This window comes from Variovorax soli (assembly GCF_031454625.1).
Lineage (GTDB): Bacteria > Pseudomonadota > Gammaproteobacteria > Burkholderiales > Burkholderiaceae_C > Variovorax > Variovorax soli_A.
The window spans coordinates 57,654-81,595 of record NZ_JAVDRF010000017.1; the positions used below are offsets into that span (position 1 = coordinate 57,654).

Here is a 23,942-nt window from a genome sequence, read left to right on the forward strand (position 1 = left end):
AACAAATGTCAGCTCTGTCGAATCTGCTCAACATCTTCCGCCACGCTGCGGTTTCTGAACGGGAAAAAGGAAGCTACTTCGAGGAGCTGATCGTCGCCTACCTTCGCAACGAGGCGACCTACCGCGACCTGTACAGCGATGTCTGGACATATGCCGCCTGGGCTGCTGCCCAGGGGCTGGACGGGCGCGACGTCGGGATCGATCTAGTCGCCAAGACCGCGAAGACCGATGAGTTTCACGCGATCCAGTGCAAGTTCTACGCCGAGGACTATCGCGTCACCAAGGGCGATCTGGACAGCTTCTTCACCGCCTCTGGGAAGAAGACGTTTTCCCAGCGCGTCATCGTTACCACGACGGACAACTGGAACGAGCACGCCAAGGACGCGCTGCAAGACCAGCAGCCACCCTGCATCACGATCAATCTGAACGACCTGGAGAGCAGCCAAATCGACTGGTCGGCGTACCAGCCTACGAAGGCGATCCCCCTCAAGCCTAAGAAGACCCTGCGCGAGCACCAGGTTCGTGCCCTCGAAGCGGTGGAGCACGGCTTTCAAACCGAAGAGCGCGGGAAGCTCATCATGGCTTGCGGCACTGGCAAGACCTTCACCAGCCTGAAGATCGCCGAACGGCAGGCAGGCGCTGGCAAGCGGGTGCTTTTTCTTGTGCCCAGCTTGGCTCTCTTGTCGCAGAGCCTCACCGAATGGACACAAGAGAGCGATGTCCCGCTGCACAGCTTCGCGGTGTGCTCGGACAGCGACGTGGGCAAGAAGCGCAAGAAGGACGATGACACCGTTCAAACCTTCACGCACGAGCTGCGCTACCCTGCCACCACCAACCCGCAGCGGCTGGCAGACGAAATGGCCAAGCGCCATGACGCGCAGCACATGAGCGTCGTCTTTGCCACCTACCACTCCATTGACGTAGTCAGCCAGGCGCAGCGGCGAGGGCTAGCGGACTTCGACCTGATCGTCTGCGATGAGGCCCACCGCACCACGGGCGCCACCTTCGACGACGACGATGAGAGCAGTTTTGTCAAGGTTCATGACGGCGCGTTTATCCGTGCTGCCAAGCGCCTTTACATGACGGCTACGCCGCGAATCTACGGCGACCTGGCTAAGGCGAGCGCCGAGCGGGACAACGTCGCCCTCTGTTCAATGGACGACGAAGCCCTGTACGGCCCCGAACTGCACGTCATCACCTTCTCGGAGGCGGTCAAGCGCGGCCTGCTGGTGGACTACAAGGTCATCGTGCTGGCAGTGGAAGAGGCCCACGTGAGCCGCCGCCTGCAAGGTCTATTCAAGGACGGCAACAATCAGCTGAAAGTGGACGACGCGGCGAAGATCGTCGGCTGCTGGAAGGCGCTGTCGAAGCAGGGTTTGTCAGAGTCCCTGACGGCCGACAGTGACGCCATGCGTCGCGCGGTGGCGTTCTGTCAAGTGATTGAGATCCAGAAAGGTGCCAAGACCCACAAGGTCAGCTCCAAGAATATCGCAGGGATGTTTCAGGCCGTGGTGGAGGCATATCAGGCCAGCGCGGACGAAGAGGAGATGACCAATCTAGCCTGCGAGGCAGAGCACGTCGACGGAAGCATGAGCGCCAGCCAGAAGGAAGCGAAACTGGCGTGGCTCAAGTCAGAGCCGCCAGCGGATACCTGCCGCATTCTCAGCAATGTGCGCTGCCTCTCCGAAGGTGTCGACGTGCCCGCGCTGGACGCCGTGTTGTTTCTGACCCCGCGTAACTCCCAGGTGGACGTCGTTCAGTCCGTGGGCCGGGTGATGCGAAATGCGCCAGGCAAGAAGCTCGGCTATGTAGTACTGCCGGTGGTGATCCCTGCCGGCGTCGAGCCGCACGAGGCGTTGAACGACAACAAGACGTACAAGGTTGTCTGGCAGGTGCTGCAGGCCCTTCGCTCGCACGACGACCGCTTTGACGCGATGGTCAACAAGCTGGACCTGATCGGCAAGGACGTGAAAAAGATGGAGGTCATCGCCATCACCGACAAGATCCAAAAGCGACAGCAGAAGGCCCCAGGAGGTGCCAAAGTTGCGGGCAAAGGTGGCGGCGTTATTGGGGCGATTCCGGCGAAGCGCGCCGGCAAGGAAGACAACCTTGACCTCCCGTTCGAGATCGGTGAGATCGAGCGCGCGATCTACGCCAAGCTGGTGCAAAAGGTCGGCAACCGTAGCCACTGGGAAGACTGGGCGAACGACATCGCTAAGATTGCTCGCACACACATCACGCGCATCACCACCCTGATCGAAGACCCTGCCAATACGCGAGAACGCACCGCGTTCGACAGTTTCGCGAAGGAACTGCGCGACGACCTCAACGACAGCATCACCGATGCTGAAATCGTTGAGATGCTTGCCCAGCACCTGATCACCAAACCAGTGTTCGACGCCCTATTCGAGGGATACAGCTTTGCCAGCAAAAACCCGATGTCCCAGGCCATGCAAGGCGTACTGGATGCCTTGCAGGAGCACCGATTAGACAAGGAGTCCGACACGCTCGAAGGCTTCTACGACAGCGTAAAGCTGCGAGCCGAAGGAATCGACAATGCCGCCGGTAAACAGAAGATCGTTGTAGAGCTTTATGACAAGTTCTTCCGCAACGCCTTTCCGCGTATGACCGAGCGCTTGGGCATCGTCTACACGCCGGTCGAAGTGGTGGACTTCATCATCCATAGCGTCGCCCACATCTTGGAAGCTGAATTCGGCCTAACGCTTGGCAGCAAGGGGGTGCACATCATCGACCCATTCGTCGGCACTGGCACGTTCGTCACCAGACTGCTGCAAAGCGGCCTGATTGCATCCGAGCACCTGCCTCACAAGTACAAGTACGAAATCCATGCCAACGAAATTGTGCTGCTGGCCTATTACATTGCCGCCATTAACATCGAGGCGGTCTACCACGGCATCGTGGGTGGCGACTATCAGCCGTTCGAGGGCATCTGCTTGACGGACACCTTCCAGATGTATGAGAAGGAGGACCTCGTCGACGCGCTGCTGGTAAATAACAGCGCGCGGCGGAAGCGGCAGAAGAAGCTCGACATTCGAGTCATCGTTGGAAATCCGCCGTACTCTGATGGCCAGGAAAGCGCAAATGACATCAACGAAAACATCGAGTACCCGTCTCTTGACACCCGCATCCGTACCACCTACGCGGAGCATTCGGAAATTCGCATGGTGCGCTCGCTCTACAACAGCTACATCCGCGCGATTAGGTGGGCTAGCGACCGCATTGGGGCCGCCGGGATCATCGGTTTCGTAACGAACGCTGGATTTCTAGACGCCATCAGCTCCGATGGCATGAGACGATGTTTGGTCAATGAGTTTAGCAACATCTACGTTTTCCACCTCAGAGGGAATCAGCGCACGGTTGGCGAGCTTTCCCGTAAGGAAGGGGGCAAGGTGTTCGGCGGAGGTAGTCGGGCACCCATTGCCATCTCAGTTCTCGTGAAGAATCCGAAAGCGAAGGCTACTGGCCAGGTTCACTTCCACGACGTTGGTGACTATCTCAGTCGGGAGGAGAAACTGCAGAAGGTGGCGGGGTTCGGCAGCATCGCAGGGATTGAAGCCGCGGGCGCTTGGCAACTTATAACCCCTGATGCTCACGGCGACTGGCTCAGGCAGCGAGCCGCAGGATTCTCCGAATACGTTGTGCTGGGGGACAAGAAGTCGAGTGGCTCAAAGCTGTTCGACGGGTACTCGAACGGAATCAAGACTAATCGGGATGCGTGGGTATTCAACAGCTCGCGGTCGAAGCTGGAAAAGCAACTAACTCAGTCAGCTGCCTTCTTCAACGAAGAAGTGGCTCGATATATTGCGCTCCCGGACGACGCGAAGCGTGGTGGCGTTGATCCATTCATCAAGGTCGATCGCACCCGAATCAGTTGGGCAGACGACTTCAAGAATTCCCTACGTCGAGGCCGTACTTTGAAGGCGAAATCAGAGTCAATGGTCACTAGCCTCTATCGGCCATACTCCAAGCAGTGGCTCTGCTACGACAAGAACTTCGTTTGGAGTCTCTACCACATGCGCCGAATTTTCCCGCACTCCAGCGCTGAAAATCGAGCGATCATGGTCAAACTACGGTGGTCTGGCCACGGGCAGTTTGCACTCATGGTCGATTGCGTTCCAGAGCAGCAAACTGACGGCGGGTCGCAATGCTTCCCACTGTACCTCTACGACGATTCCGACTCCGAGGCCGCTGCAGAAAACAGCGTTGTGCAGCCCGCCCTCTTCGGCGAAGCGGATCAGCATGCTCCAACTTTAGCAACCAGGCGCCGTGAGGCCATCACGACTGAGGGTCTGACACACTTCCAGTCCGCCTACCCCGGCGAGTGCATCAGCCGGGAGGACGTCTTCTACTACGTTTACGGCCTGCTGCACTCGCCGGAATACCGCGAACGCTATGCCGACAACTTGGGGAAGGAACTGCCGCGTATCCCCCGCGTGAAAGCGGTGGCCGACTTTCATGCTTTCAACCAAGCCGGCCGCAATCTGGCCAATTTGCATCTCAACTATGAGACCGTGGCGATGTACCCCGCCACCGTCGAAAGCGGCTCTAAACCGCTGAGCGATAGCGACTACCGTGTCGAGAAGATGAAGTACGGCAAGCGTGGCAAGGACAAGGACCTGAGCACGCTGATCTACAACGGGAAAATAACCGTCACCGGTATCCCACTGGAAGCCTATGAGTACGTTGTAAACGGGAAGCCGGCGTTGGATTGGGTGGTCGAGCGCCAGAGCGTGAAGACCGACACGGACAGCGGGATCGTCAACGACGCCAACGACTGGGCCATCGAGACCATGGGCAATCCGAAGTATCCGCTGGAGCTTTTCTTGCGCGTGATCACGGTGAGCCTGGAAACCATGAAGATCGTTCGCAACTTGCCTCCCCTTCACATCCTCGAGAACGCGAGCAATTCGGAATCGGACACGTCGGCAGAACAGGAATGTCTGACCTGACCAGTAGCGAGCGCCGAAGGCTGGAAAAGCTGCTGGGAATGGGCCAGGGCTACGTTCTGACGTTCTCGGACCGCACCTTCGGAGAGTTCTTCGACGAGTACCGGGTAGGCATCGACGCCGAGCGCTACAAGGCGCGTGGCACATCGAAAGCGAACCGGATGCGGACCTTTTGGGAGATAGATGGCAACCACGTGGTCGGCCGCGTGATCGAGGGCCTGATCAAGTACGGACGCGATAAGCGCTGCCTACCTGATGACGCTACTCAAGTCGCGGACTGCCAGACTATCGCCCAGCGCCTCCTTGTCGATCAACCCGTACCTGAACTGGGCGCCCTTTCGGCCAACGCCGAGGAACGGGACTTCGAGGTGGTCGCCCAGCACATTCGAGAGGCGATTGAGAAAAATCAGCCCGAGGCTGCGCTTGATCGGCTGCACACGTTCGTCATCAAATTCGTCCGCATTGCCTGCGAGCCGCATGGCATCGACGTGAGCCGCGACAAGCCGTTGCACAGCGTCTTCGGCGAATACGTGCGGGCGCTCCGTGCTGCCGGTCATCTCGAATCAGTCATGGCCGAGCGCATTCTGAAGTCAGGCATCTCGGTGCTGGAGTCCTTCAACGACGTCCGCAACAACCAGAGCCTAGCCCATGACAACCCAATCCTGAACTACGAGGAGAGCCTGCTGATTTTTAACCACGTCGCAGCATCGATCCGGTTCATAAAGTCGCTAGAAACCAGAATCAGGGCGCCGGCGAGGGATGAAGGCTGGGCAGATGACGACGTGCCATTTTGATCTCTGGAAGGCGGCTCCGCTCAGCTCCCGCACTGGGGAGCGCGTCAGGCCCCCGGTCCCTGCCCCATCCCAACGCGATGTCATCCGAGAGCTTCAAACCAAGTCTTGATCTTTAGTGCCATCAGTTTGCGGCGATCTTCGAGGAACGCCTCGTAGCCTTTCACCTCGCCGTCGAGCATCGACTCAGGAATACAGTTCATCCGTAGATTCTTGACCAGTTCGTCGCGGTTAACGATCCCGCCATACTTCTTGTCTCCCCCGTTGATCTGACCTTGAAGCTCCGTGAAGTAGGTCTCAGGAGACTTCGCCCCGATGGCGATGTTGATCTCGCTTTGAGCAATCACGTAATTCGCGATCTGGTTGTAGCTGCTGCTGGCGTGATTGAGATCCTTGAGGTGCTTGCGCGGGTAGACATGATGAACATCGGCGCGGTTCAGCAACAGATCGGCCGCCGTGATGTCTCGCGACAAGAATCCGCGGTCGCCTAGCTTAACCTGCGCGGCCTGATAACACAGAAAATACGGACTCTTGATCGACGAGGTGGCCATGAACTGCGGCAGCATGCCCGTCCAGAAGCTGTCGGGTAATTCATTCGCAAGCACACTCTCCACATAGGCAACCAGGCCCTGACTCGAAATCTGCCGGATATCGAAGTCAAATTGGCTCTCAGGCGACCCGCTGTAGCGACCGCGTAGAAGCGACATCACATACCATCTGCGGACGAGGCGCTCCAGATCGTCCGCGCCAATCTTTTCGGCTCGGCCGCGCAAGTAAAGGATGTAGGCGAAGTTGACCGCGTTCTGGCTAAAGACGAGGTTGCTGGTCACAAATCCGGCGGATCGCAGGATCATTGTGATCCGGTCGAAGTGCGTCTTGTTCATGAACGCAAGAATCCCGCTCTTCAGGCGGAGAAAGGAATTCTCGGCAATAACCTCTTCGTATTCTTTGGTCTCGAAGTTGCGGCCAGACAACAGCGCCACCAAGTCTTGTAGCTTTCCTCGCCCGAACTCTGACGTGAATGCTACGCGCAGCATGTCCGTGTAAGTGGGGTCGTAGATATCGTCGTTGACGTCGCTCATCCACTGCATCTTCGGAAAGAACTCGGATTCGACAAACGCCTTGTCACCCTTCTGGATCTTGTTGAGGAACCCAGGAGCGACCGCAAGGTGGCAGAAGTAGTCGATCGCCTTACGAAGCAAATTACCTCCGTAGGTCTCGTTGACTGCGATCTTCGACATGGCGAAATCCGCCTGCGAAAGTGCCGCGCCGGCTGAGTTCACTCGAATGAAGATTTCCGTGACGGTTTCTATGTCGAGATCGCCCGCGAGTTCAATGATGCCGACATGGTTGTAAACGATACCCCGCAGTCTTTCCAGGATCTTAAAAACCGCGTCCTGTGAGCATCCAGGGTTGGCAGCGCAGTAGCTGCTGACAAGGCTGAACATGCTTGTCGCTGAGTTGAAGACCTCAGCGACGTCCGATATCCAAGCAGCGCTTTTGCGGATGGCTGGGTTCGCCACCTCGAAGGTCTCCTCCTGAGGGTTGAACGCAATTCGGATCCGCACCGTCTCGTATTCATCGGTCAGCACCTCGACCCCAAGCAGCGAAGCCATCAGCGCCGTCACGCGCTGTTGACCGTCGATGAGGATTCGCTTGCCCGCCGACGCCGTGCCGTCCTTGAGCTTGACCGTGGGGTTGCGCCAAGCGATCAAGTAGCCGACCGGGTAGCCCTGATAGAGCGAGTCGAGAAGGTTACGGACCTTCGTAGCGTCCCAGACGAAAGGGCGCTGGATCTCGGGGATTGCGATCTCGCCCGACTTTACCCAAGTCAACAAGGTTTCGATGGCGTGTGGTGTAACCGAGTAGCGTTGTGTGGACATTTGCGGACTGACCCCAGTAGGTTTGAATTGAGGCTGCGGTTGAATGCGTGGCGGAGGAAGAATTTCTTGAGTTTCTGGACGACAGCCAGTTCTACGCAATGGCATCAGCCGGGCACCGAAGGTTCAGGTGGAGTTCGCCAGTCGCCCCCAATCGCCTCTTCAATTCTTCATCGGCTCGAACAGGTCCCTTCGGCTTTGAACGAAGATGGCGATGGCCTGATCACCGACTGGCCTGGTTCCGAGAGAATGCGAATGGCTTCGTCGAACTCAACTTGAGTCGCTTGCCGTGAGCAGACTCGTTCGCGATGAGTGCCGCATCGACGTGTGAACTTAAAAAACCCACGCTGGTTTCCTGAGCAAGACCTACCGCGCCGAACGGTGAAAGGGGTACTTGCGAACATCAGGCGTACTCATTCTTGTCGTTCCACCACAAATCGGAGCGGCCCTTATAGCATGCGGCTTACTGGACGCACCTCCCTCACTGGCAAGCGGGAGGGCGGCTGTGCGAATTATTTCGCAGTCCGCCGAAGAGGCGCGACGCTGCAGATTGAGGGATGGCGGCGGATCTGCTCTTGCGCCTCCCTATGCACCCCAACAACCGGGTCGACAAAATTGCCGCCGCACCGCCGCACCGCCGCACCGCCGCACCGCCGCACCGCCGCAGGGCTGGCCGACTGCTCGCGCAAGCCGCCGCACCTGCGGCCCGTCGTCAAGAGGATCAAGACGTCGAAAAGGAAGCAAGCCAGGCGGAGGATGAAGTGTCCTCTAAGCTGAACCGCTGTGTCGAACGGTTCCCTGCACGTTGAGGGACACAGAGTGATGACCGATGCTCGGGGACAGCGAACAGCATCAGGTTGGCTTCGCCCCTATACGCAATCCTTAGGCTTCCGCCACTCAGTGGGCCAGTATGATCCCTTGAACGAGGAGAAGGACATGGCAAGAAGGAACGGCCGCGGTTCGCGGGCCACGAGTCGCCGCAACGACGGCGCAATCAAGATGATGGCTCTGGGCGCCGCGTTCGTCGTCATGCCGATGTTCCTGAGCAGTTCGCCGATGTTCAAGGCGCTCAGTGGCCTGTGGCCGATTGGGCTGCTACTCATCGCGGCGGGCGGCTTGGTCATGTGGCTTAACAGTCAAGGAAAAAGCGATCGCAATAGCCGCGTCGGCCGCGCGGCGACGGCGAATCCATCGCGCACCGAGCCGTTCTTGAATTCTTCCGTTTCGGACTCTTCGTCCCGCGCGGGCAGTTCGCCGAAAATCGCTAAGCGGTCTCCGGAAGGTGTCAGGATCGCCGAAGACGTTGGGCCGCAGCGTCCAACATCCTGGAGTGCTGCCGTCTTCGACGCGATTGAGTGGCGGCGCTTTGAAGCGCTGGTCGAGACCTTGTTTCAACAGGTTGGGTTTCACACCAGGTCTCAAACGCACGGCGCCGATGGTGGAGTGGATATCTGGCTGTCCTCTCCCGCACAGCCCGAAGTACCGCTCAGCCTCATCCAATGCAAGCACTGGTATGGCAAAAAGGTTGGTGTCGACAAAATTCGAGAGTTTCGCGGCGCGATGGCATCGTTCAAGGTCCCGCGCGGCCAGTACGCGACCACCTCGACCTTCACGCCCGATGCCGTCTCGTTTGCCAGGGAGAACGGCATCCACCTGCTCGACGGCGAACAACTCCTCGCACTCATTGACAAGCGCTTGCCCGATCAGCAGCAGGCGCTCCTGGAAGTGGCTTTAGAAGGCGAGTATTGGCGACCTACCTGCGTGAACTGCGGCGTCAAGATGGTGAACCGGTCACCCAAGGGCGGGGGCAAGGACTTTTGGGGATGCGTGAATTTTCCTCGATGCAAGACGACGATGCCGATTCGTGGAGCGCTTGAACGATGACACTCGCTCGCATTAGCAAGATAAAGGGATACCGAATCTTCCTTGACTTCAATTGGCCGGCGAGCCTACCGGACTTCGCGCGCTTTAACGTCGTCTACGGTTGGAACGGGGCAGGCAAGACCACGCTGTCTACCTTGCTGCGCCACGTTCAATTGCAGCAACCCCTGGGTGAGGGTTCTGCTGAGTTTGTTTTCGGTGAAGCCCGCGTACCAGGCAGCGATCTCGACAAGGTACCGGTGCCAAACGTCCGGGTCTTCAACCGCGACTTCGTGAGCCGCGCAATCTTCGAGTCGGGGAGCGCGACACTCCCGCCTGTCTACTACTTCGGCGAGGACAGCGCTGACAAGCAGCGCCAGATCGCGGAGCTGACAGAACTGCGCAACAGTCAGCGCAGCATTCAGTCGGGGCAGACCACGACATTCAACCAGGCGACTTCCGAGCGAGAGAGTTTCTGCTCCGATCAGGCCAAAGGGATCAAGAACCTGCTTACTGTGGCAGGCGGCGGCCCCTACAACAACTACAACGCTGCCACCTTCAAGGCTGATGCTCAGCGCCTGGCAGAGATGGACCCGCGACCGCAGCGGTTGACCGACGAGCAGCGGGATGCCTACTTGATGACCAAGGACAGCCGCGCACTTGCCAAGCTCTCTAGGGTTTCTGTTCTCTTCCCGGATCTGGGCGACCTTCGGGCGCGGACTGCGGCGAAGTTGAGCGTCTCAGTCGTTTCGTTCGTATTGGATGAGCTGACCCGAGACCCGGTTGCGGCTGCCTGGGTCAATGAGGGCCTTGCGCTTCACCGAGGCAACTACTTGACCGACACCTGCCGCTTCTGCGCGCAACCGCTCCCGGAAGATCGGGTCGCACGCCTGGAAGCTCATTTCAACGACGAATTCAATCACTTCAAAGCGGAGATCAAGTCGCTGCTGAATGAGGTTACCCACGCACAGACCTTTGCTGACAGCTTCACGGCGCCGGCGAAAGAGGCGCTGTACGAAATCTTGCGGGCAGAGTACTCGAAGACCCTGGCCGAGCTGCGTTCCCATTCAACCTCGCTCCATAGCGCAATGGAGGCGTTGAAGCAGGCCCTCTTCGCCAAGCAAGACGAACCCTTCAGGAAGATTGAACTTGAGACTTTACTGAGTCAGGTTGGAGAAGTGCAGGGGCTGGGGTCGCTGGTGCTGAAGGTTTTGGCGATCGCCGCAGAAGGCGCCGCGTTTCACGCATCATTCGCCGGCCGAAAATCGCTGGAGAAACTGAACGACATCATCGACCAGCACAACGCGCTGACCGACTCGTTCGACACGGCGGTCAAGGACGCAAGGAAGGCGCTTGCTCAGGATGAAGTGATCGCCGCCGTCGATGAATGGAACGTCAAGTGCCAGGCTGTTGAGGCCGCCGAAAAAGCCCGCGACCAGGCGCGCGATGCATCCGACGAGCTGGACAAGCAGATTGCTGCCCTAGAAGCGGAGGTTCGTCAGCATCACCGGCCTGCGGACGAGTTGAACTCGGAGATGTCAGCCTATCTTGGGCGCGATGAGTTGAAGTTCGAGGCCGAGCAGAACGGCTACCGAATCACGCGGGCCGGGCTGCCAGCGATGGATCTCAGCGACGGAGAAAGGACGGCCATAGCGTTTCTCTACTTCCTGAAATCGCTGCAGGGTACGGACTTTGCGCTCAGCGACGGCGTGGTCGTGATCGACGATCCGGTTTCCAGCCTAGACGCAAATTCGTTGTTCAGCGCCTTCGGCTTCATGAAGGATCGCACCGCCAACGCGAAGCAGCTCATCGTGCTGACCCACAACTTCACGTTCTTCCGCCTGGTGCGGAACTGGTTCGACGGCCTGAACGGTCGCCGGAAGCCGAAACAGGCGCACTTCTACATGTTGACGCCGGTGGCGCAGGACGGCCGACGCGGGGCCAAGCTCGGCGTGCTTGACCCATTCCTGAGCGACTTCGAGTCGGAGTATCACTACTTGTTCAAGAGGGTCTACGACGCTTCACAGCTGCAGCAGGGACAGGGGCTTGAACAGCACTATGGCATGCCGAACATTGCCCGGCGGCTGCTGGAGACGTTCTTAGCCTATCGCGTCCCGCATCACTCCGGTGATCTGTACAAGAAGCTCAATGCCGTGGCCGGAGAGGTCTCCACGAAGACCAGGATCCTGCGTTTTCTTCACACTTTCTCGCACGCTGACGCAGTCGCACAGCCGGACCCTGACCCATCTATCCTGTCTGAGACCCCGGCCGTGCTTCGGGACGTCTTAGCCCTTGTTCGGGCGAACGACGCAGGCCACCATGACGCCATGATCGAACTGATGGTGCAGCGCGAACAACACGCCCAGGCGCAGCCTGCTGCATGAGCCGCTGCCGAAGGTCACTGATCTGCACGCTGAAGCTGCTCTGGTACGGCAACTGAGATTGCTACACTCACAACTCCGAGGAGAGAACCCTATGAGTGATGTCGACGAGGCTTTGAAGCGCGTTCAATTGCAAAGAGAGGAACTCGCGCTCCAAGACGATCTTCGGAAGCGTGCCAGAAGCAAAAGGGCATCGGGTTTCGCGCGCACGACGATGCGCCGCGTGGGCTTGTTCCTTATTTGGGTCGTTTTCACCGTCCTGATCTTCAATGGCCTGAATGAGTTCTTAGACCGCATGAAGTGGATGCCGATGACCTTGCATCAGGAACAAGGCTACAGCTACTTCACGCACGACCACGAGTTGCTGAGATTCGCCGCGTCGGCGCTCCTCGGTTATGCCGTGATGTTCGGCGTGAGGGCATTTTTCAAGCGCCAAGATTGAAGATCGACCGGTGAAGAAGAGGCGGTTGATCTCCTTGTCGCTGCTCGCCTGTGCGTCTGCGCACGCCAACAAGATGTGCCCTTGCGGCACACGTTCGGCCGGCAGCCGTGCGGGGCCGACACCAAGACTGTTGACATAGCGGGAGCGCGTCCAAGCGAGCCTCGTAACTTCCCGATAGCGTGACCGCGACTGCGACCGCGAAGCGCGCCGGCTTCTCGACATACCCGTCGAAGGGTTCGGGCATCGGCATTAGGTGGGAGCGCTCATGCTCGGCTTTGCCTGGCAGACTCCAGCCAGACACGACGATGGCTGTCCTGCACGTTCTTCACGCCCCCCTTTTGCCGGCCGCCGTCTACGTTGCAGAAGTAGGCATCGAACCATCGAACAGTTAGCGCGGCCGCTGATCGAGCCGCCTGTCCGGCACGCCGTCGGGGTTGAAGCGCCGGCATTGCTGCATTAGTCGGTTGAGGATGACGCCGGCCACGGTCGGGTCGCCTAGGCAGGCGTGCAACTTGTGGGTGATGATGGCCACCGTGCCACCACCGTGTCCACGAGGCCCGATTGGGCACCGTCGCGTCGGAGCGACAAAGGCGAAAGTTGCCTAACAACTGCCTAGCTCCGTTGGATACCTTCCGGGGATTGCCACTTCACGAAAGGACTCCATGGACACCCGACAAGATACCTTGCAAGCTGACGAATTCGCCGATGACCTCCTCGCTGACTTTGATGCTGTACCCACAAAGGGCAGCCCAAGCGCGCCAGCCAGCAAATGGAGCGATGCGGAAAACAAGGTCGAACCGAAAAGCAGTTCAGCAGCGATCAAATGGCCGACTCTTCCGCTCAATACTTCGGAAGTCGACCACCAACACTTGGTCCTCCGGCTCACCGAAATCACCAGCCATTATCGAACTCACCACAGCTATGCAACGGTTCGATCGGCCTTCGTGGAAACCTCATTGCTGTTGAATCAACTGGGTCTCCTTGCACCCGCATTTCGAGAGCAGCCTTCAATTCCGCGGGTCGTAAAGGCGCGCACCAATTCACATACTCAGTTGCTCATCGATCAGATTGTGATCGATTGCCATTGGCTGCATTCCAGAGGTGAAAAGGTGCAGCCGAGATGGAATGAGCTTCGGCGAGTCTTCTCGTCAAGGTCCAAGTTTAATTGCTCCGAAATAGCTGAGCGTTTAGCCGCCAAGAACTGGAAGACGGAGTTCAGAGCTAATGACCTCCTCCTCTTGAACGATCGGCAGCAGATGCAGCTCGCCCAGTTGTGTACTGCTGCGAAGAAGGAAGCCCGCAGGACGCTGTTCGAAGGTTCGCGTGATTTCGGAAGCACCGGCATGGTTTCCCGAATACCGGCGCGTGTGACTTCGGTTCGCTTGGCGATAAATAATTGGGCAGACCGAACACACCAGATCCAAGGGCATGAGGACATGTACCAAGCCCTCTGGGTTGCTCGTGAGCTTCTGGGGCCTGCGGCAAGTCATCCGCAGATCGCGGAGTTTGCCGGGCTGCAGTGCGGGTGCCCTCCTCTACACCCGCGGACTGCGTCGGAAAAGCTCCGGCGCTTGCAAGAGGTACTGGCAGGGAGTTAGGGCGTCGCCGTACCAGTCCTGAGCGCATTCGCTGAGGTCTAGTACGGGTGCGCGTTCGGACCCCGGAGGAGCAGTCAGAGGGGTAGACGGGGGGTAAGAAGAAGACCTAGTGCTGCAACGAGAAAATTTCTCCATGTGTATCAGGGACTTGCATGCGCCTTGCAATATTGCGACCGGCATAAAGCATAACTCAGTAGTGATCAAAATAAGGACAGAATCAAGTCCTTCTCGGCGCCGCCCCTTCGGGGACAGGCGCCGCGAATGTCTTCACTTTTTCTACCGCGGTCCAAGGCGGGGAATGTCCGCCATCTTGCTCTGAAAGCCTGATGGACCTCCGCGGTAGAGATTGAAGTCCCCCTCCACAGGCTTAGCCTTCGTTGATTCGACTCTACAGAGGTCCATAGCGGCCACTGGGCGAAGCCCAGCGGTGCGGCGCTGGCCATGTAAGCACGGCATCAACGCCGACCTGCTGTTCGCCTGGCGCCGAGTGCCCCCTCAGGCCCTGAGGGCCTGAGGGCATGAGGGCGCCGGCGCCGCATTCCCAAGACGCGAACCTGCAATATTCGTCTCGGTGGCGGTGCCGGCCCAGCGCCGCCGACTGAGGGCGTCCATGATGGAAGGCTGTGGCGGTCGGAATGCTCTCGGCTGGTCGTCGACGAACAGAGACGGCCTTGGCCGCTTTTGTATTGGCACTGACCGGCACCGTGTGCTTCGCAACGCTGGTGCCCGTGGAGGTTCTGCACGAAATAGCACCCCAGTCCTGCCGCCGCGTAGCTTACGTAAGGCGTAGCGCCCCTTGCCGTCCGCCCAAGTGAGTCGACCGGCGCCATCATCGCGACATCGAGGTGGCCCCTAACTCATGACCATACTATGATTCAATAAGCAATGAGAACACATGCTGAACACAAGAAATGGGTTGAGTTCTGGCTGAGCGATCAAGACTGGAACCGCGTGCTCGCGGTGTGGCACAGCGCACTAAGAGCGGAAGGCGCTCTCCCTTCATATCCCTCACTTTTTCGGACAGTAGCACTTTGCGATCCAGCGAACCCTACTGGTCGTCCATCGCAGCCTGCATGGTGGCCGAGAAATGGATTCGATGACCTTCATCTGAAGGCACAGATGCATCTGGACGATCATCCGGGCACAACGGGCATTGTTGATGCGCATCCTCGGTTCCTAACAGGACCCAAGAAAACGATCCAATTCCTCTGGACACACCGCGAGGAGCAGGAACAGCTGGTGGCCATTTTTTTGAATGCCCTCTTGTTCCCGCGGCTGCATTCAAGGCACAAAGGCAGGGATCCCGTCACAGCCCAAGTTCCCTCTGAAGCCTTGAGCGAGCTGGACGGGTGGGCAGCCAGGAAATGGCTTTCCGAAGGGCAGCGCACGGGCTGGCACTACTCATGCGACGACGTCGTACCAGAGTTCGGTCGTTCGTGCGGCACACAGATCAAAAACATGGACGATGTCGTTCGTCAACTGGCAAAAGAGCATGTCGCGGTGTTAAATCGTTGGCAACCCGTGGCGCTTGAATACCGCGCAGAACCAGATGCGCGTATCGCCTCTCGCATAAGTGCAGTCCGAGCTGCACGCTAAGTCTGGCGGTTTTTAGTCAACGATTGCCGACAAGATTGGTCTATCCGTGCACGCCGGCGACAGGGCTGCGGCCGAAGTATAAGGACGCGCCACAGACCACCCAAATGAGGAAAGGTGAACCTTCGCGCTCCTCGAGAATCCCTAGGACTTCGGTCCAAGCGCCTACCGGAGATGCGTCCGACGTGTGTTGGGATTGGCTTTGGTGAGCTTATGTGAGTGCATTCGGCTCGCGATGCGATTACATATTATCAACTTACGCTCACACAGAGCGCGCACGGGGCTGGACGCTAACACGACACTGTCGAGACTGCGTCTGGATGAGAATTCCCGCGTATTTTCCCAATGAACATAACTGTAATGTCGTAATACTTAGATCAGACAGTCGATCGTCGAGTGTTCACCTGATCTCAAAGGAGTTACGACATGACCAGATCCCATCCCCGCACCACCACCGTCGCTGAATTCATCGCTGATAAGCTGGCCGAATCCGACCGCACGCAACGGGAAGTCGCCGAACAATGCGGCTTCGAGAATCCGAACGTCATCACGATGTTCAAAACCGGCGCCACGAAGCTGCCTTTGAATCGCGTGGGGCAGCTGGCAAAGGCTCTCAATGCCGACCCAGCCCATCTGCTGCGGTTGGTCATGCTTGAGTACGCACCCGAAACTTGGGAAGCGATCGAGACCAACCTGAAGAGCACGGTGCTGACCGCCAACGAGCTTGACCTTGTGCATGCTTATCGTCAGGTGACCGGCGACAGCGACGCAACGCCGGTCGTGATCGACCGGGGCGCAGTCCTCGCGATCGTAGTGGCTTGAGAGGATGTCCGCTCCCATGAAGCCCTCCAACAAGTCCTATGTCGCAGCCCCATCGGCAATCCGGTTTCTCATCGATGAGCCTGGCGTCGGCTGGCGCAACTACCCTCTCAATCAGGGTCTCCCGGCCTACACGAGGGCCTCCAACTGCCCTCCTTCGCCGCCCAAGCGTTGCGCATTGCCTTCGCGCACCTGACGCGCGGTGGTGACGGGGTCCATATACTTGCCTGGTTGGAAATCGGCACCTTGCAGTTCGACGCCTCTCGCCTTGTGGGTCAGGACGCCATGATGGCGGAAATCGTCAAGCACATTGACCCTCCCCCTGGGCCTGGGCCTATCGACTTCAGTTTGCTCACAAGGGTCCCCATCAGCAACCTCGACGTCGCCGACATCTGCCGATGCGTGGCGTCTCGGTCCCGGCCAGGTTTCGCTCGCAGCCAAGAGGCGTCGCGCAGCATTTAGTTACACTAAGCCCTTTTGAGGAATTCATGCAGTACTTGCTCTGGGGTGTGGTGTTTTTCTTCGCTTTGGCCTGGACGTTGGGATTGGTCCTCAGCCCGGCCCAGCGCATCAAATCCAACATAGTGGCCGTGATGTACTGGTGGATCGCAATAGCGTTGGCATCAGCGTCCGCATTCAGTCCCTGGCACTTGCTCTGGCTTATGCCGCTGGCACTATTCCTGTCCATGCGCCTCATGCTTGCTGAACTCGCCCGGACGATGAACACCAGCGTTTCGAGCGTGTTCATCAAATCCGGGATGTTGATGGGGCCGATCCTCACCGGTGTCGTCTACTGGTCCTGATTCATTGGCGCGCGCGTGGGTGTGATGCCCCGCAGAAATCTCCAGCGGTTCTTCAGTCTGAACCGTCAGCTACCATCAGTCGAGCGCCATGCGGGCGCGGAAGCTGGCGAGCTGTGCGGGGCTGATCGGATCGACCGAGGTCGTCCAGAACGGGGAATGAGAAATGGGCGAATCGCCAATCGACGAATCGCCCATGAGGTCTTTGAGGGCCAGCATGATTGGCCTGAAGGATAACACTCAGTTAGGTGGCTCCGGCTGCGTATAGATGCTGCGGCTGTTGCACCTGTTGGAGGGGGCTAAGAACCGCTGGCAATTTTCGCGGTGGTGACATTAACTGACCCAAAGTACGCTCCATTGTAATATCCACCTGAACCGGTCATCGACACACCCCAGACCACGTAATCCTGCTTATATTTAGTTGTACCTGTCGGGTCTGTGTGCGTGGTGGTTACGGAGGTGTACTCTTTGAACGACTGTGGGTCGAACGCAGCGGTCATGTTGACAACAATTGTTTGCTGTGAAGTGTATTCACAATGTGGATTTGCGCTACTAAGAGTGGCATTTATCGTTGCCGAAAAAGTCTTCGTGTCCACAACCGCCGCACTGATAAACTCGGGGCCGATACAATTAACATATTCGTATGTGTTTGTAGAATAATAGAAAATCTGCGAGTAGACTTGGCCTTTCTTTACTCCGTCGTAGTCATCAAAGACAGCCGCGTAAACGGTCGCACAAAATGCCACTTCGCATGCTGTATTGCCGCTGATTTGCAGTGAATTTTGCCTGAGTTTCACCTTCTGAACGATGATCGGCGCACTCAACACGACAGGAGAGGAAGCAAGCAGCGACGCAGAGAGAAGGTTAATTAAAAAAGCACGGAGCTTCATATATTTTCCCATTTAAATGTTGAGACCCTCTGGTCGGCGAGTCTTTTGCAACATTGCTCCCCGCTTTCTCTTGTACGCTTAAAAATACGCGCAGTCTGTGCGGAACCCGACACAAGCCCCTTCCGGCGTAGGAAGGCTGACGGACAGGTCCGGCAAATCATCGGTTCTCCAGTTCGTTGATGCGTTGGTGGGCCTCGCCGAGCTTGCGCTCCAGGTGCTTGCTCATCGCCACGATCGCGCGGGCGTTGTCGTGGATGCCGCTGACGTGGGCCTGCATGGCATCACGCAGGGCCTCGCGCACGGCGGTTCGCGTGATGAGGCCAAACACCAGCAGCAGCACGATCACCAGCGCGCACAGCCCGGCGAACACCCAGGACGCAATCGTCCAGAAGATAGTCGCCAGCGCCGCCACCAGACCGTCGTAGGCGATGCCGAGGTACTTCATGCGGTGCGGCCGCCGCGCGTGATGACGTTGGTGAAGGAGGCGGCGCCGGCAACGAAGGCGCAACGAACTCCGGCGCAGGGTCAGCCACCATCGTCGATGCTGCCGATCGCACGGGGGCTGGCTCCGCGACCGCGACGCCATTGATGCACGAGGTTGTCGTTCAGCCCGAACGACAGCGCAACCGTTGCGACCGAGGCGCCAGGTTCGGCGCATGCCTCCAGAACCTGCGCCTTGAACGCTGCGCTGTGACGCCGGCGTTGTTTTGGATTGACGTCCATGGATGTCCAGCTAACTTAGATGGACAGCATGGTCTCCGGCTTGGCTCAGATCTCAAGGTGGGAGCGACTGACCGCTTACGGTGAACTTTTCATAAACACGTCCACTCGGCAAGCGCCTCGTCGATTACTTGTCCCTTCGTGGCAGCGTGGACAGCTCCAACGAGCACTCGTTTCCGTTGCCGTATCCCTGCGGCAGAAGGTCGTGACGCCCTCCCCGCGCTGGCTGCACCACTTCAGCTCCTCCGTTTCCAGCTCTTGCGCCTTGATCAGGTTCGTGCCGTGCTTGATGCAAAGCAGGACGTGCTCCTTGTTCACGTCGCAGTGGAGGAAGGCCGAGCCGCGCAGCTCCTCGACGATTTTGCGGCGAGCGGTGGACTCCGGCGCGGTCGGGTCCACTTCGATCATTGCGGCCAGGTCGCGCCACGACCAGATTCAGATCCACGCGCGATGTGTTCGCCTGACGACATGACAAATGCCCCTTGCCCTGGTCGGCGACGATCAACTACCGTCCGTGTACGAAATATCAGCGTATGTATTTCGCCGCAGAATCTTGGAGGCATCTTGTTCAAAAGATATGACGAATTTGCAGCTATCCGCGCGCTGTTCGTTGGCGCGTTACTGACGGTCATTATTCTGCCAACAGCCTTGGCGGCGGCGTTCGATTCGCCGCAAGATGTGAGGAGTCGAGAGGATGCTCAGAGAAAGGCAAAACTTGAAGAGCGTGTCGGGCGGGTGTACTGGGTGCGACCACCCACGAATGGTCGTCGCCAATTTGTCACTTTTGCTGATGTGCCCGGCGGCCACAGTTGGAACGGGTCGCGCGTAACGAGCGCACAGAGATTCAAGGTTGTTGAACTTGTCGCGGGTGTGGGTGCTTACCTGGGCAATTATCTCGTCCAATTTGATGACGGGACGCAGAAATGGCTATCGAGCACGGATTTTGCAATTCATACTTATGAGCCAGCTAGTGTGATTGCAGATCCCACTAGGTCCGAAATCTTTGAAGAAGACCCTGCCATTATTGAGCGACGGGCGGAAGCACGAGAGAAGCAGCAGCGGGCTGCGCAACGAGCAGCGCAACGGGCGCATGCCGCAAAGCCCGGGGTGTCAATCGGGATGACGAAGGACGAAGTTCTGTCGTCTCGCTGGGGGAAGCCTCAATACATCAACAGCACGCACACCACTGCCGGCACTACGGAGCAATGGGTGTATGGCGATGGGAACTATTTGTACTTCAGAAACGGGCGTCTAGAGGCAGTTCAGAATTGAAGTGTGACCGGCGGGTGTCTTGGAAGCGCGCGCTTTGCTCGGTCCGCTGATCCCACGGACGAGCGCCACCGTTCGCCACGTCGACTTCTTGCCGGCAGTGTGAGTTCGAATTGCTTGAAGCCGGACATTACGTCGAAGATCAACTTTAGCTCGCCGCGAGAGTCAATTACCCAAACAATTTGCGAAGGAGATCGAGTGAAAGTTCCAAGCACGTTTGCTACCTTGCTAGTCTCCTGCATCTTGTGCGGTTGTGGATCTCCGCAGCGCACTCCGGTCGCACAGAGCAAGCCGCAGCAACCTCCTAAGCAATACGCCGTGCCAACGGAGCCATCCATGTCAGCCATCTCTCGCATCATGGACGGCGCAGTTCAAGGGCGCCCCATCTCCGCGAGTTGGTGCAGGGATAGCGCCAGTTTGAGCAGCGACCTGTTTGCTGTGCGCGACTATAAACTACTTGATGTCGGCAAAAAGAAGTCCGACACACCCATAAGCACGGGCGAGTATGTGCAGCACTACAGCATTCGCGTCGAATCAAGCAATCGAGGTGGCATGCCCATCGTTAAGGATTGGGGTTTCCTCATGAAATACGGGGACCTAAACCTAGGCGGAATAGGCTGGTGCGTCGCATATATCATTTGACCGATTCACGCAGACCGCATGCGGCGAGGCGATTCGCCACTGTCTTTCTACTCGCAGTCGTGATCGTGGAGGCCGTCGAACGCGCAGACGAGGTACTTCATGCAGCGCTGCCTCCGGGGGACGGGCGCCGTCACCATCATCAGGAGCTTTAAACATGGTGAACAGCGGCACTTCACTGCCGCGCGCTCGATCAGCGTGTACGTTCCTGGCGCGCGCAGCGCCGACTGGATGACGGTGAGGCGCAAGGGCGCGGTGCCGGTGCAGCGATTCAAGCGGTAGGGGCCTGCTCGGCTGCTCTCTTTCGAGCTTCCTCTTCCTCCTCTTTCGCCTCCAGGGCCGCTTGTTTCTGGCGCCACTGTTCGGCCTGTCGCGCATAGCCCAGCAGCGCTTCGTTTGCAGTCTGAAGCGCCTCATCCGCTTGTGCACCTAGCTCCGCGTACCTGGACAAGTAGACGGGATTCGTCCCGAGAGTGGCCTGCAGGTCCCGATAGATGCCAGCGACGCGCCTCGCCAGTCCTGCGTACAAGACTCGGCGATACGGGAAATACTCGCCGTCGTAAGGGTCGATGTCGTCAACGATCTTCGCCGCCACGCTGCGCTTTATGTGGGCCAGCTCGCCGGGCAGGTCAAGGATTTGCGCCATGAGGTCCGTGTCGAGCGCTTTCCAGTTCACGTCCAAGGTCAACGGCTCGAACTTCGGAGCCAAGGTCGTCGGCTTGAGGAACGGGTACCCGTCGCTGTGCTCGCCGGCTGGGCGGCCCTCATCATCCAATCCCACGTCCGAGGCGATCGTGACGCACTGGCGGACGAGATTTTCCAAATGACCCATGACAAGGACCGCGAGGTACTTGGAGTCGCCCTGCCGCACCCGCTCCTCCTTGCGCTCCTCTCGGAACCAAGTGATCGCCGCGCCAATGACTACGCCCGCCAGACCCGAGCCGGCGTTGATAAGGGACTGGGCGATCGACTGTTCTGCCATGCGCCGAACTATAAGGCCCCAGCCTCCCGGCGCCTCTCCCCTTCATAGCGGCTACATTGCGCACCATCAATGCCGCTGAAGGAACGAACGATGACAGAGGCAGACTGGGCGCATGATCTACTTGACCTGCTTGCGGCGCGTCGAGATGAGCACAACCTGATTCGACCGATTTCTTCCTCAGCGGTCCTGCAGATTCTGGGCAAGGATAGGCGAGCAGGCATGGCGCTCTCCAATGCCAGGGCGCTTCTGGATTGGGCGTGCGCTCGGCGCGGATTGCCTTTGCTGGGACAGTTGGTGATGCTGGAGAACGGTGAGCAACCGCATGCCTGGGGTCCGTGGCTCGAACATTCCGGTTTGCTATCCGCGGCGCCGTGCCTCGCCATCTGGTTTGACGCTCACCTGCACAACATTCGCGAGGCGATCGACAGCGCTCACGCAGGGCAGACTCGACTGTGGCTGGAGCATTTTGAAGCGCCGGACTCACTGGCGCAGGCCGTGCGTGATGCGGAGAAGGCCGTCAGCACGTATGCGCACCTATTCCGCAACGAATTTCCCCACGGCGAGGAGCCGCGCACCCCCGCCCCGTCCGCGAAGGACATTTGAGCCATGGCGACAGCCCTGGCGTGTGGGTGAGCACCCAAGTTTCAAAAGGACACAGCATGCCAGCAACGCCGAAGAGATGAATACGCTCGTGGATGCTTTCGAATCAGCGCATCCACGCATGGCGGGAGCGATGGCGGACCTGCTCATCCGCGGCAATGTCATCTTGGAAGAGCACCAGTTGCTCGAAGGAACGGTCGGCGATGCCTTCGAGGCTTTCATCTTCAAGGTCCTCGATGAGCATGGCATCGGGAAGGACCAGTTCGCGGCCACGCTGATCGCATTTGAAAGGCTCCGCGACACCATTGAGCACCTCGACCAGCTCCCGCCTTGAATGAGCAGGTCGACACGCTGCCTGGAGGCGTCGCTTCTGACTTTGTCGTTCGGCTCCAGGATCCGACGAGCTGGGCCGACATTGAGCAGAGGCTCGCCCCCGTTTACCCCGCATCATCCGCTTGCCGCAAGTCTGTCGGTGAGCATTGTTCGATCTGCTGCCGCCGGAGAACAGCGGCTATCGGCCAGCCGGCAAACCGGTGTCGACTACATAATTTAACGTCGCAACGCAACAGTTAAGGATTCCATGGCAGGCTTTCGGTTCGGTCGCATCGTGATAGTCCAGTCCCTGGGACCCGAGGACCATTTGAAATCTGGGCGGGAGCTTTTCGACTATCTAAATCCTCTGATTCAGGACCGAGGAATCCCTGTCGACCTGGAGATTCAAGAGTGCGAAAGTGCTTCCCAATTTCGCGACATCGCCAGGGAATTGCAGAATCAAGTTCTCGCTGGTGGACCGGTTCCAGTATTGCACGTTGAGACTCACGGCAGCGACGATCAAAGTGGTCTGGTTTTCAGCGATTCTTCGCAATTAAACTGGGATGAATTTTCGAATCTAACGAGAAGTTTGAACGAGGCAACCCAATTCAATCTACTTGTTATCGTTGCTGCCTGCTTCGGCGCACACTTCCTGCTATCCCAATTCAAACTTCGAGAGCCATCGCCTTTTTGGGGATTTATTGCTCCCTCTCATCTGACCAACGGTGCCGAACTGCTGGGAAGCTTCAGGCAGTTCTATAGAACCCTTTTAGCAAGCCGAGATGCAAGCGGGGCATTTCACTCGCTGCGAGGCGTATCGACTCGATGAGGGAGGCTTCCTGGCTCGCCCCGCAGAAGAGCTGTTTCTTCAGGGAATGAATCGATACCTTAGCAAGAGCTGCTCCCCTGCTGAATTTGAGCGTAGAGTAAGATCAAACTACAAGCGACTTAAAAAGGCTGGAAACCGAAGATCACTGAAAGTGACGCGACGAAGTCTTATCGCTGCGCATCGATCCGGGTATGAGGCATTTGCAAACTCTTTTTTCATGCTCGAGCAAATACCTGACAACAGGCAGAGGTATGAAGAGACGATCTCAAAAATGCGCAAAAAATTTCTGGAAATAGCTCAATAAAGACCAAAACTGTGCCGAGGTGTGATGGGCAAGAGTTTGCAGGTGCTTCGACAGCCTGCCCAGCCAATCATGGCGCTCCTTGTCGTAGCTGTAGGAGTTGTGGGTGCCGACAATCCCCTCGGGCATGTGGCCCAGGATCGCCTCGGCGATCTCCTCCCGGCAGCCGAGCGACGCCAGCATCGTTCGGCCTGTGCGGCGCAGATTGTGCGGCGTCGAGTGCGTCACCGGCAACGCCCTTTGCGGCGCTTGTCTTCGTGCCCCACGGC

General features: G+C 58.2%; 25 protein-coding genes and 1 pseudogene. 15 read left to right on the forward strand and 11 right to left on the reverse strand.

The genetic code is table 11. From position 1 onward, the window contains the following. Nucleotides 1-5: 5 nt before the first annotated feature. Together J2739_RS26200 and J2739_RS26205 are read left to right on the forward strand one after the other, a co-directional pair. Nucleotides 6-4,970, forward strand: coding sequence for a DEAD/DEAH box helicase (locus J2739_RS26200; protein WP_309907179.1), 4,965 nt, complete (start codon nucleotides 6-8; stop codon nucleotides 4,968-4,970). Continuing rightward, complete coding sequence (locus J2739_RS26205; RefSeq protein WP_309907180.1) at nucleotides 4,958-5,761, forward strand: abortive infection family protein; 804 nt, start codon at nucleotides 4,958-4,960, stop codon at nucleotides 5,759-5,761. Before J2739_RS26200 ends, J2739_RS26205 begins: the two co-directional genes overlap by 13 nt. Before the next feature lie 80 nt (nucleotides 5,762-5,841). Here J2739_RS26205 and J2739_RS26210 read toward each other — a convergent pair whose 3' ends face one another. Further along, on the reverse strand, nucleotides 5,842-7,641 hold the full coding sequence (locus J2739_RS26210; protein WP_309907182.1) for a GmrSD restriction endonuclease domain-containing protein: 1,800 nt from the start codon (nucleotides 7,639-7,641) through the stop codon (nucleotides 5,842-5,844). A gap of 915 nt (nucleotides 7,642-8,556) precedes the next feature. Here J2739_RS26210 and J2739_RS26215 point away from each other — a divergent pair. From J2739_RS26215 to J2739_RS26225, 3 genes are all read left to right on the forward strand, one after another. Further along, nucleotides 8,557-9,522, forward strand: coding sequence for a restriction endonuclease (locus J2739_RS26215; RefSeq protein WP_309907184.1), 966 nt, complete (start codon nucleotides 8,557-8,559; stop codon nucleotides 9,520-9,522). Next, nucleotides 9,519-11,882 (forward strand): AAA family ATPase, encoded by a 2,364-nt coding sequence (locus J2739_RS26220; protein ID WP_309907186.1) that lies wholly within the window; start codon nucleotides 9,519-9,521, stop codon nucleotides 11,880-11,882. The genes J2739_RS26215 and J2739_RS26220 overlap by 4 nt, the downstream gene beginning before the upstream one ends. A 91-nt stretch (nucleotides 11,883-11,973) precedes the next feature. Then, nucleotides 11,974-12,321 (forward strand): hypothetical protein, encoded by a 348-nt coding sequence (locus J2739_RS26225; RefSeq protein WP_309907189.1) that lies wholly within the window; start codon nucleotides 11,974-11,976, stop codon nucleotides 12,319-12,321. A 172-nt stretch (nucleotides 12,322-12,493) separates the two neighbouring features. Here J2739_RS26225 and J2739_RS26230 read toward each other — a convergent pair. Together J2739_RS26230 and J2739_RS26235 are read right to left on the reverse strand one after the other, a co-directional pair. Continuing rightward, nucleotides 12,494-12,698: pseudogene (locus J2739_RS26230) on the reverse strand (IS21 family transposase); the annotation flags it as partial. Nucleotides 12,699-12,709: 11 nt separating this feature from the next. After that, nucleotides 12,710-12,853, reverse strand: coding sequence for a hypothetical protein (locus J2739_RS26235; protein WP_309907280.1), 144 nt, complete (start codon nucleotides 12,851-12,853; stop codon nucleotides 12,710-12,712). Nucleotides 12,854-12,983: 130 nt separating this feature from the next. Here J2739_RS26235 and J2739_RS26240 point away from each other — a divergent pair, with 130 nt between their 5' ends. From J2739_RS26240 to J2739_RS26250, 3 genes are all read left to right on the forward strand, one after another. Further along, complete coding sequence (locus J2739_RS26240) at nucleotides 12,984-13,919, forward strand: hypothetical protein (RefSeq protein ID WP_309907191.1); 936 nt, start codon at nucleotides 12,984-12,986, stop codon at nucleotides 13,917-13,919. A 1,119-nt stretch (nucleotides 13,920-15,038) separates the two neighbouring features. Next, complete coding sequence (locus tag J2739_RS26245; protein WP_309907193.1) at nucleotides 15,039-15,515, forward strand: hypothetical protein; 477 nt, start codon at nucleotides 15,039-15,041, stop codon at nucleotides 15,513-15,515. Nucleotides 15,516-15,938: 423 nt separating this feature from the next. After that, nucleotides 15,939-16,334 (forward strand): hypothetical protein, encoded by a 396-nt coding sequence (locus J2739_RS26250; protein ID WP_309907195.1) that lies wholly within the window; start codon nucleotides 15,939-15,941, stop codon nucleotides 16,332-16,334. A 126-nt stretch (nucleotides 16,335-16,460) separates the two neighbouring features. On the opposite strand, the gene J2739_RS26255 is transcribed toward J2739_RS26250, so the two are convergent. After that, the gene (locus J2739_RS26255; protein ID WP_309907197.1) at nucleotides 16,461-16,640 is read right to left on the reverse strand and encodes a hypothetical protein; all 180 of its coding nucleotides are present in this window, start codon (nucleotides 16,638-16,640) and stop codon (nucleotides 16,461-16,463) included. A gap of 179 nt (nucleotides 16,641-16,819) precedes the next feature. Between J2739_RS26255 and J2739_RS26260 the strand changes: the two genes are divergently transcribed. Then, nucleotides 16,820-17,134 carry a hypothetical protein gene (locus J2739_RS26260; RefSeq protein ID WP_309907199.1) on the forward strand — a complete coding sequence of 105 codons (315 nt, stop codon included), beginning with the start codon at nucleotides 16,820-16,822 and terminating at the stop codon, nucleotides 17,132-17,134. A 75-nt stretch (nucleotides 17,135-17,209) separates the two neighbouring features. On the opposite strand, the gene J2739_RS26265 is transcribed toward J2739_RS26260, so the two are convergent. From J2739_RS26265 to J2739_RS26285, 5 genes are all read right to left on the reverse strand, one after another. After that, entirely contained in the window at nucleotides 17,210-17,350 is a 141-nt protein-coding gene (locus J2739_RS26265; protein WP_309907201.1) for a hypothetical protein, read from the reverse strand. A gap of 80 nt (nucleotides 17,351-17,430) precedes the next feature. Then, nucleotides 17,431-18,021: a hypothetical protein gene (locus J2739_RS26270; protein ID WP_309907203.1), complete on the reverse strand. Its 591-nt coding sequence runs from the start codon at nucleotides 18,019-18,021 to the stop codon at nucleotides 17,431-17,433. Between the two features lie 157 nt (nucleotides 18,022-18,178). Further along, a complete protein-coding gene (locus J2739_RS26275; protein ID WP_309907205.1) occupies nucleotides 18,179-18,466 on the reverse strand; it encodes a hypothetical protein in 288 nt (95 codons plus the stop codon). Between the two features lie 80 nt (nucleotides 18,467-18,546). Then, a complete protein-coding gene (locus tag J2739_RS26280; RefSeq protein ID WP_309907207.1) occupies nucleotides 18,547-18,744 on the reverse strand; it encodes a transposase in 198 nt (65 codons plus the stop codon). A 75-nt stretch (nucleotides 18,745-18,819) separates the two neighbouring features. Beyond that, on the reverse strand, nucleotides 18,820-19,149 hold the full coding sequence (locus tag J2739_RS26285) for a hypothetical protein (RefSeq protein WP_309907209.1): 330 nt from the start codon (nucleotides 19,147-19,149) through the stop codon (nucleotides 18,820-18,822). A 156-nt stretch (nucleotides 19,150-19,305) separates the two neighbouring features. On the opposite strand from J2739_RS26285, the gene J2739_RS26290 reads away from it, so the two are divergent. The 3 genes from J2739_RS26290 (at nucleotide 19,306) to J2739_RS26300 (ending at nucleotide 20,931) form a co-directional block, all read left to right on the forward strand. After that, nucleotides 19,306-20,013: a hypothetical protein gene (locus J2739_RS26290; RefSeq protein ID WP_309907211.1), complete on the forward strand. Its 708-nt coding sequence runs from the start codon at nucleotides 19,306-19,308 to the stop codon at nucleotides 20,011-20,013. Nucleotides 20,014-20,346: 333 nt separating this feature from the next. Continuing rightward, on the forward strand, nucleotides 20,347-20,652 hold the full coding sequence (locus J2739_RS26295) for a hypothetical protein (protein WP_309907212.1): 306 nt from the start codon (nucleotides 20,347-20,349) through the stop codon (nucleotides 20,650-20,652). Between the two features lie 99 nt (nucleotides 20,653-20,751). Next, complete coding sequence (locus tag J2739_RS26300; protein ID WP_309907214.1) at nucleotides 20,752-20,931, forward strand: hypothetical protein; 180 nt, start codon at nucleotides 20,752-20,754, stop codon at nucleotides 20,929-20,931. Here J2739_RS26300 and J2739_RS26305 read toward each other — a convergent pair. Further along, a complete protein-coding gene (locus tag J2739_RS26305; protein ID WP_309907217.1) occupies nucleotides 20,921-21,631 on the reverse strand; it encodes a hypothetical protein in 711 nt (236 codons plus the stop codon). The genes J2739_RS26300 and J2739_RS26305 overlap by 11 nt on opposite strands. A gap of 90 nt (nucleotides 21,632-21,721) precedes the next feature. On the opposite strand from J2739_RS26305, the gene J2739_RS26310 reads away from it, so the two are divergent. The 3 genes from J2739_RS26310 to J2739_RS26320 all read left to right on the forward strand — a co-directional run bounded on the left by J2739_RS26310 (nucleotide 21,722) and on the right by J2739_RS26320 (nucleotide 23,372). Then, complete coding sequence (locus tag J2739_RS26310; protein WP_309907219.1) at nucleotides 21,722-22,234, forward strand: hypothetical protein; 513 nt, start codon at nucleotides 21,722-21,724, stop codon at nucleotides 22,232-22,234. 76 nt (nucleotides 22,235-22,310) lie between these two features. Then, on the forward strand, nucleotides 22,311-22,565 hold the full coding sequence (locus J2739_RS26315) for a hypothetical protein (protein ID WP_309907221.1): 255 nt from the start codon (nucleotides 22,311-22,313) through the stop codon (nucleotides 22,563-22,565). Nucleotides 22,566-22,811: 246 nt separating this feature from the next. Beyond that, complete coding sequence (locus tag J2739_RS26320; protein WP_309907222.1) at nucleotides 22,812-23,372, forward strand: hypothetical protein; 561 nt, start codon at nucleotides 22,812-22,814, stop codon at nucleotides 23,370-23,372. Nucleotides 23,373-23,637: 265 nt separating this feature from the next. On the opposite strand, the gene J2739_RS26325 is transcribed toward J2739_RS26320, so the two are convergent. Beyond that, nucleotides 23,638-23,856 (reverse strand): hypothetical protein, encoded by a 219-nt coding sequence (locus J2739_RS26325; RefSeq protein ID WP_309907224.1) that lies wholly within the window; start codon nucleotides 23,854-23,856, stop codon nucleotides 23,638-23,640. Nucleotides 23,857-23,942 lie beyond the last annotated feature (86 nt).

Coding starts and splice junctions, on each gene's coding strand:
- J2739_RS26200 (WP_309907179.1), top strand. CDS start 6: ATGTCAGCTCTGTCGAATCTGCTCAACATCTTCCGCCACGCTGCGGTT.
- J2739_RS26205 (WP_309907180.1), top strand. CDS start 4,958: ATGTCTGACCTGACCAGTAGCGAGCGCCGAAGGCTGGAAAAGCTGCTG.
- J2739_RS26210 (WP_309907182.1), bottom strand. CDS start 7,641: ATGTCCACACAACGCTACTCGGTTACACCACACGCCATCGAAACCTTG.
- J2739_RS26220 (WP_309907186.1), top strand. CDS start 9,519: ATGACACTCGCTCGCATTAGCAAGATAAAGGGATACCGAATCTTCCTT.
- J2739_RS26225 (WP_309907189.1), top strand. CDS start 11,974: ATGAGTGATGTCGACGAGGCTTTGAAGCGCGTTCAATTGCAAAGAGAG.
- J2739_RS26240 (WP_309907191.1), top strand. CDS start 12,984: ATGGACACCCGACAAGATACCTTGCAAGCTGACGAATTCGCCGATGAC.
- J2739_RS26245 (WP_309907193.1), top strand. CDS start 15,039: ATGCATCTGGACGATCATCCGGGCACAACGGGCATTGTTGATGCGCAT.
- J2739_RS26250 (WP_309907195.1), top strand. CDS start 15,939: ATGACCAGATCCCATCCCCGCACCACCACCGTCGCTGAATTCATCGCT.
- J2739_RS26260 (WP_309907199.1), top strand. CDS start 16,820: ATGCAGTACTTGCTCTGGGGTGTGGTGTTTTTCTTCGCTTTGGCCTGG.
- J2739_RS26265 (WP_309907201.1), bottom strand. CDS start 17,350: ATGCTGGCCCTCAAAGACCTCATGGGCGATTCGTCGATTGGCGATTCG.
- J2739_RS26270 (WP_309907203.1), bottom strand. CDS start 18,021: ATGAAGCTCCGTGCTTTTTTAATTAACCTTCTCTCTGCGTCGCTGCTT.
- J2739_RS26275 (WP_309907205.1), bottom strand. CDS start 18,466: ATGAAGTACCTCGGCATCGCCTACGACGGTCTGGTGGCGGCGCTGGCG.
- J2739_RS26280 (WP_309907207.1), bottom strand. CDS start 18,744: ATGGACGTCAATCCAAAACAACGCCGGCGTCACAGCGCAGCGTTCAAG.
- J2739_RS26285 (WP_309907209.1), bottom strand. CDS start 19,149: ATGATCGAAGTGGACCCGACCGCGCCGGAGTCCACCGCTCGCCGCAAA.
- J2739_RS26295 (WP_309907212.1), top strand. CDS start 20,347: ATGTCAGCCATCTCTCGCATCATGGACGGCGCAGTTCAAGGGCGCCCC.
- J2739_RS26300 (WP_309907214.1), top strand. CDS start 20,752: ATGCAGCGCTGCCTCCGGGGGACGGGCGCCGTCACCATCATCAGGAGC.
- J2739_RS26305 (WP_309907217.1), bottom strand. CDS start 21,631: ATGGCAGAACAGTCGATCGCCCAGTCCCTTATCAACGCCGGCTCGGGT.
- J2739_RS26310 (WP_309907219.1), top strand. CDS start 21,722: ATGACAGAGGCAGACTGGGCGCATGATCTACTTGACCTGCTTGCGGCG.
- J2739_RS26315 (WP_309907221.1), top strand. CDS start 22,311: ATGAATACGCTCGTGGATGCTTTCGAATCAGCGCATCCACGCATGGCG.
- J2739_RS26320 (WP_309907222.1), top strand. CDS start 22,812: ATGGCAGGCTTTCGGTTCGGTCGCATCGTGATAGTCCAGTCCCTGGGA.
- J2739_RS26325 (WP_309907224.1), bottom strand. CDS start 23,856: ATGCTGGCGTCGCTCGGCTGCCGGGAGGAGATCGCCGAGGCGATCCTG.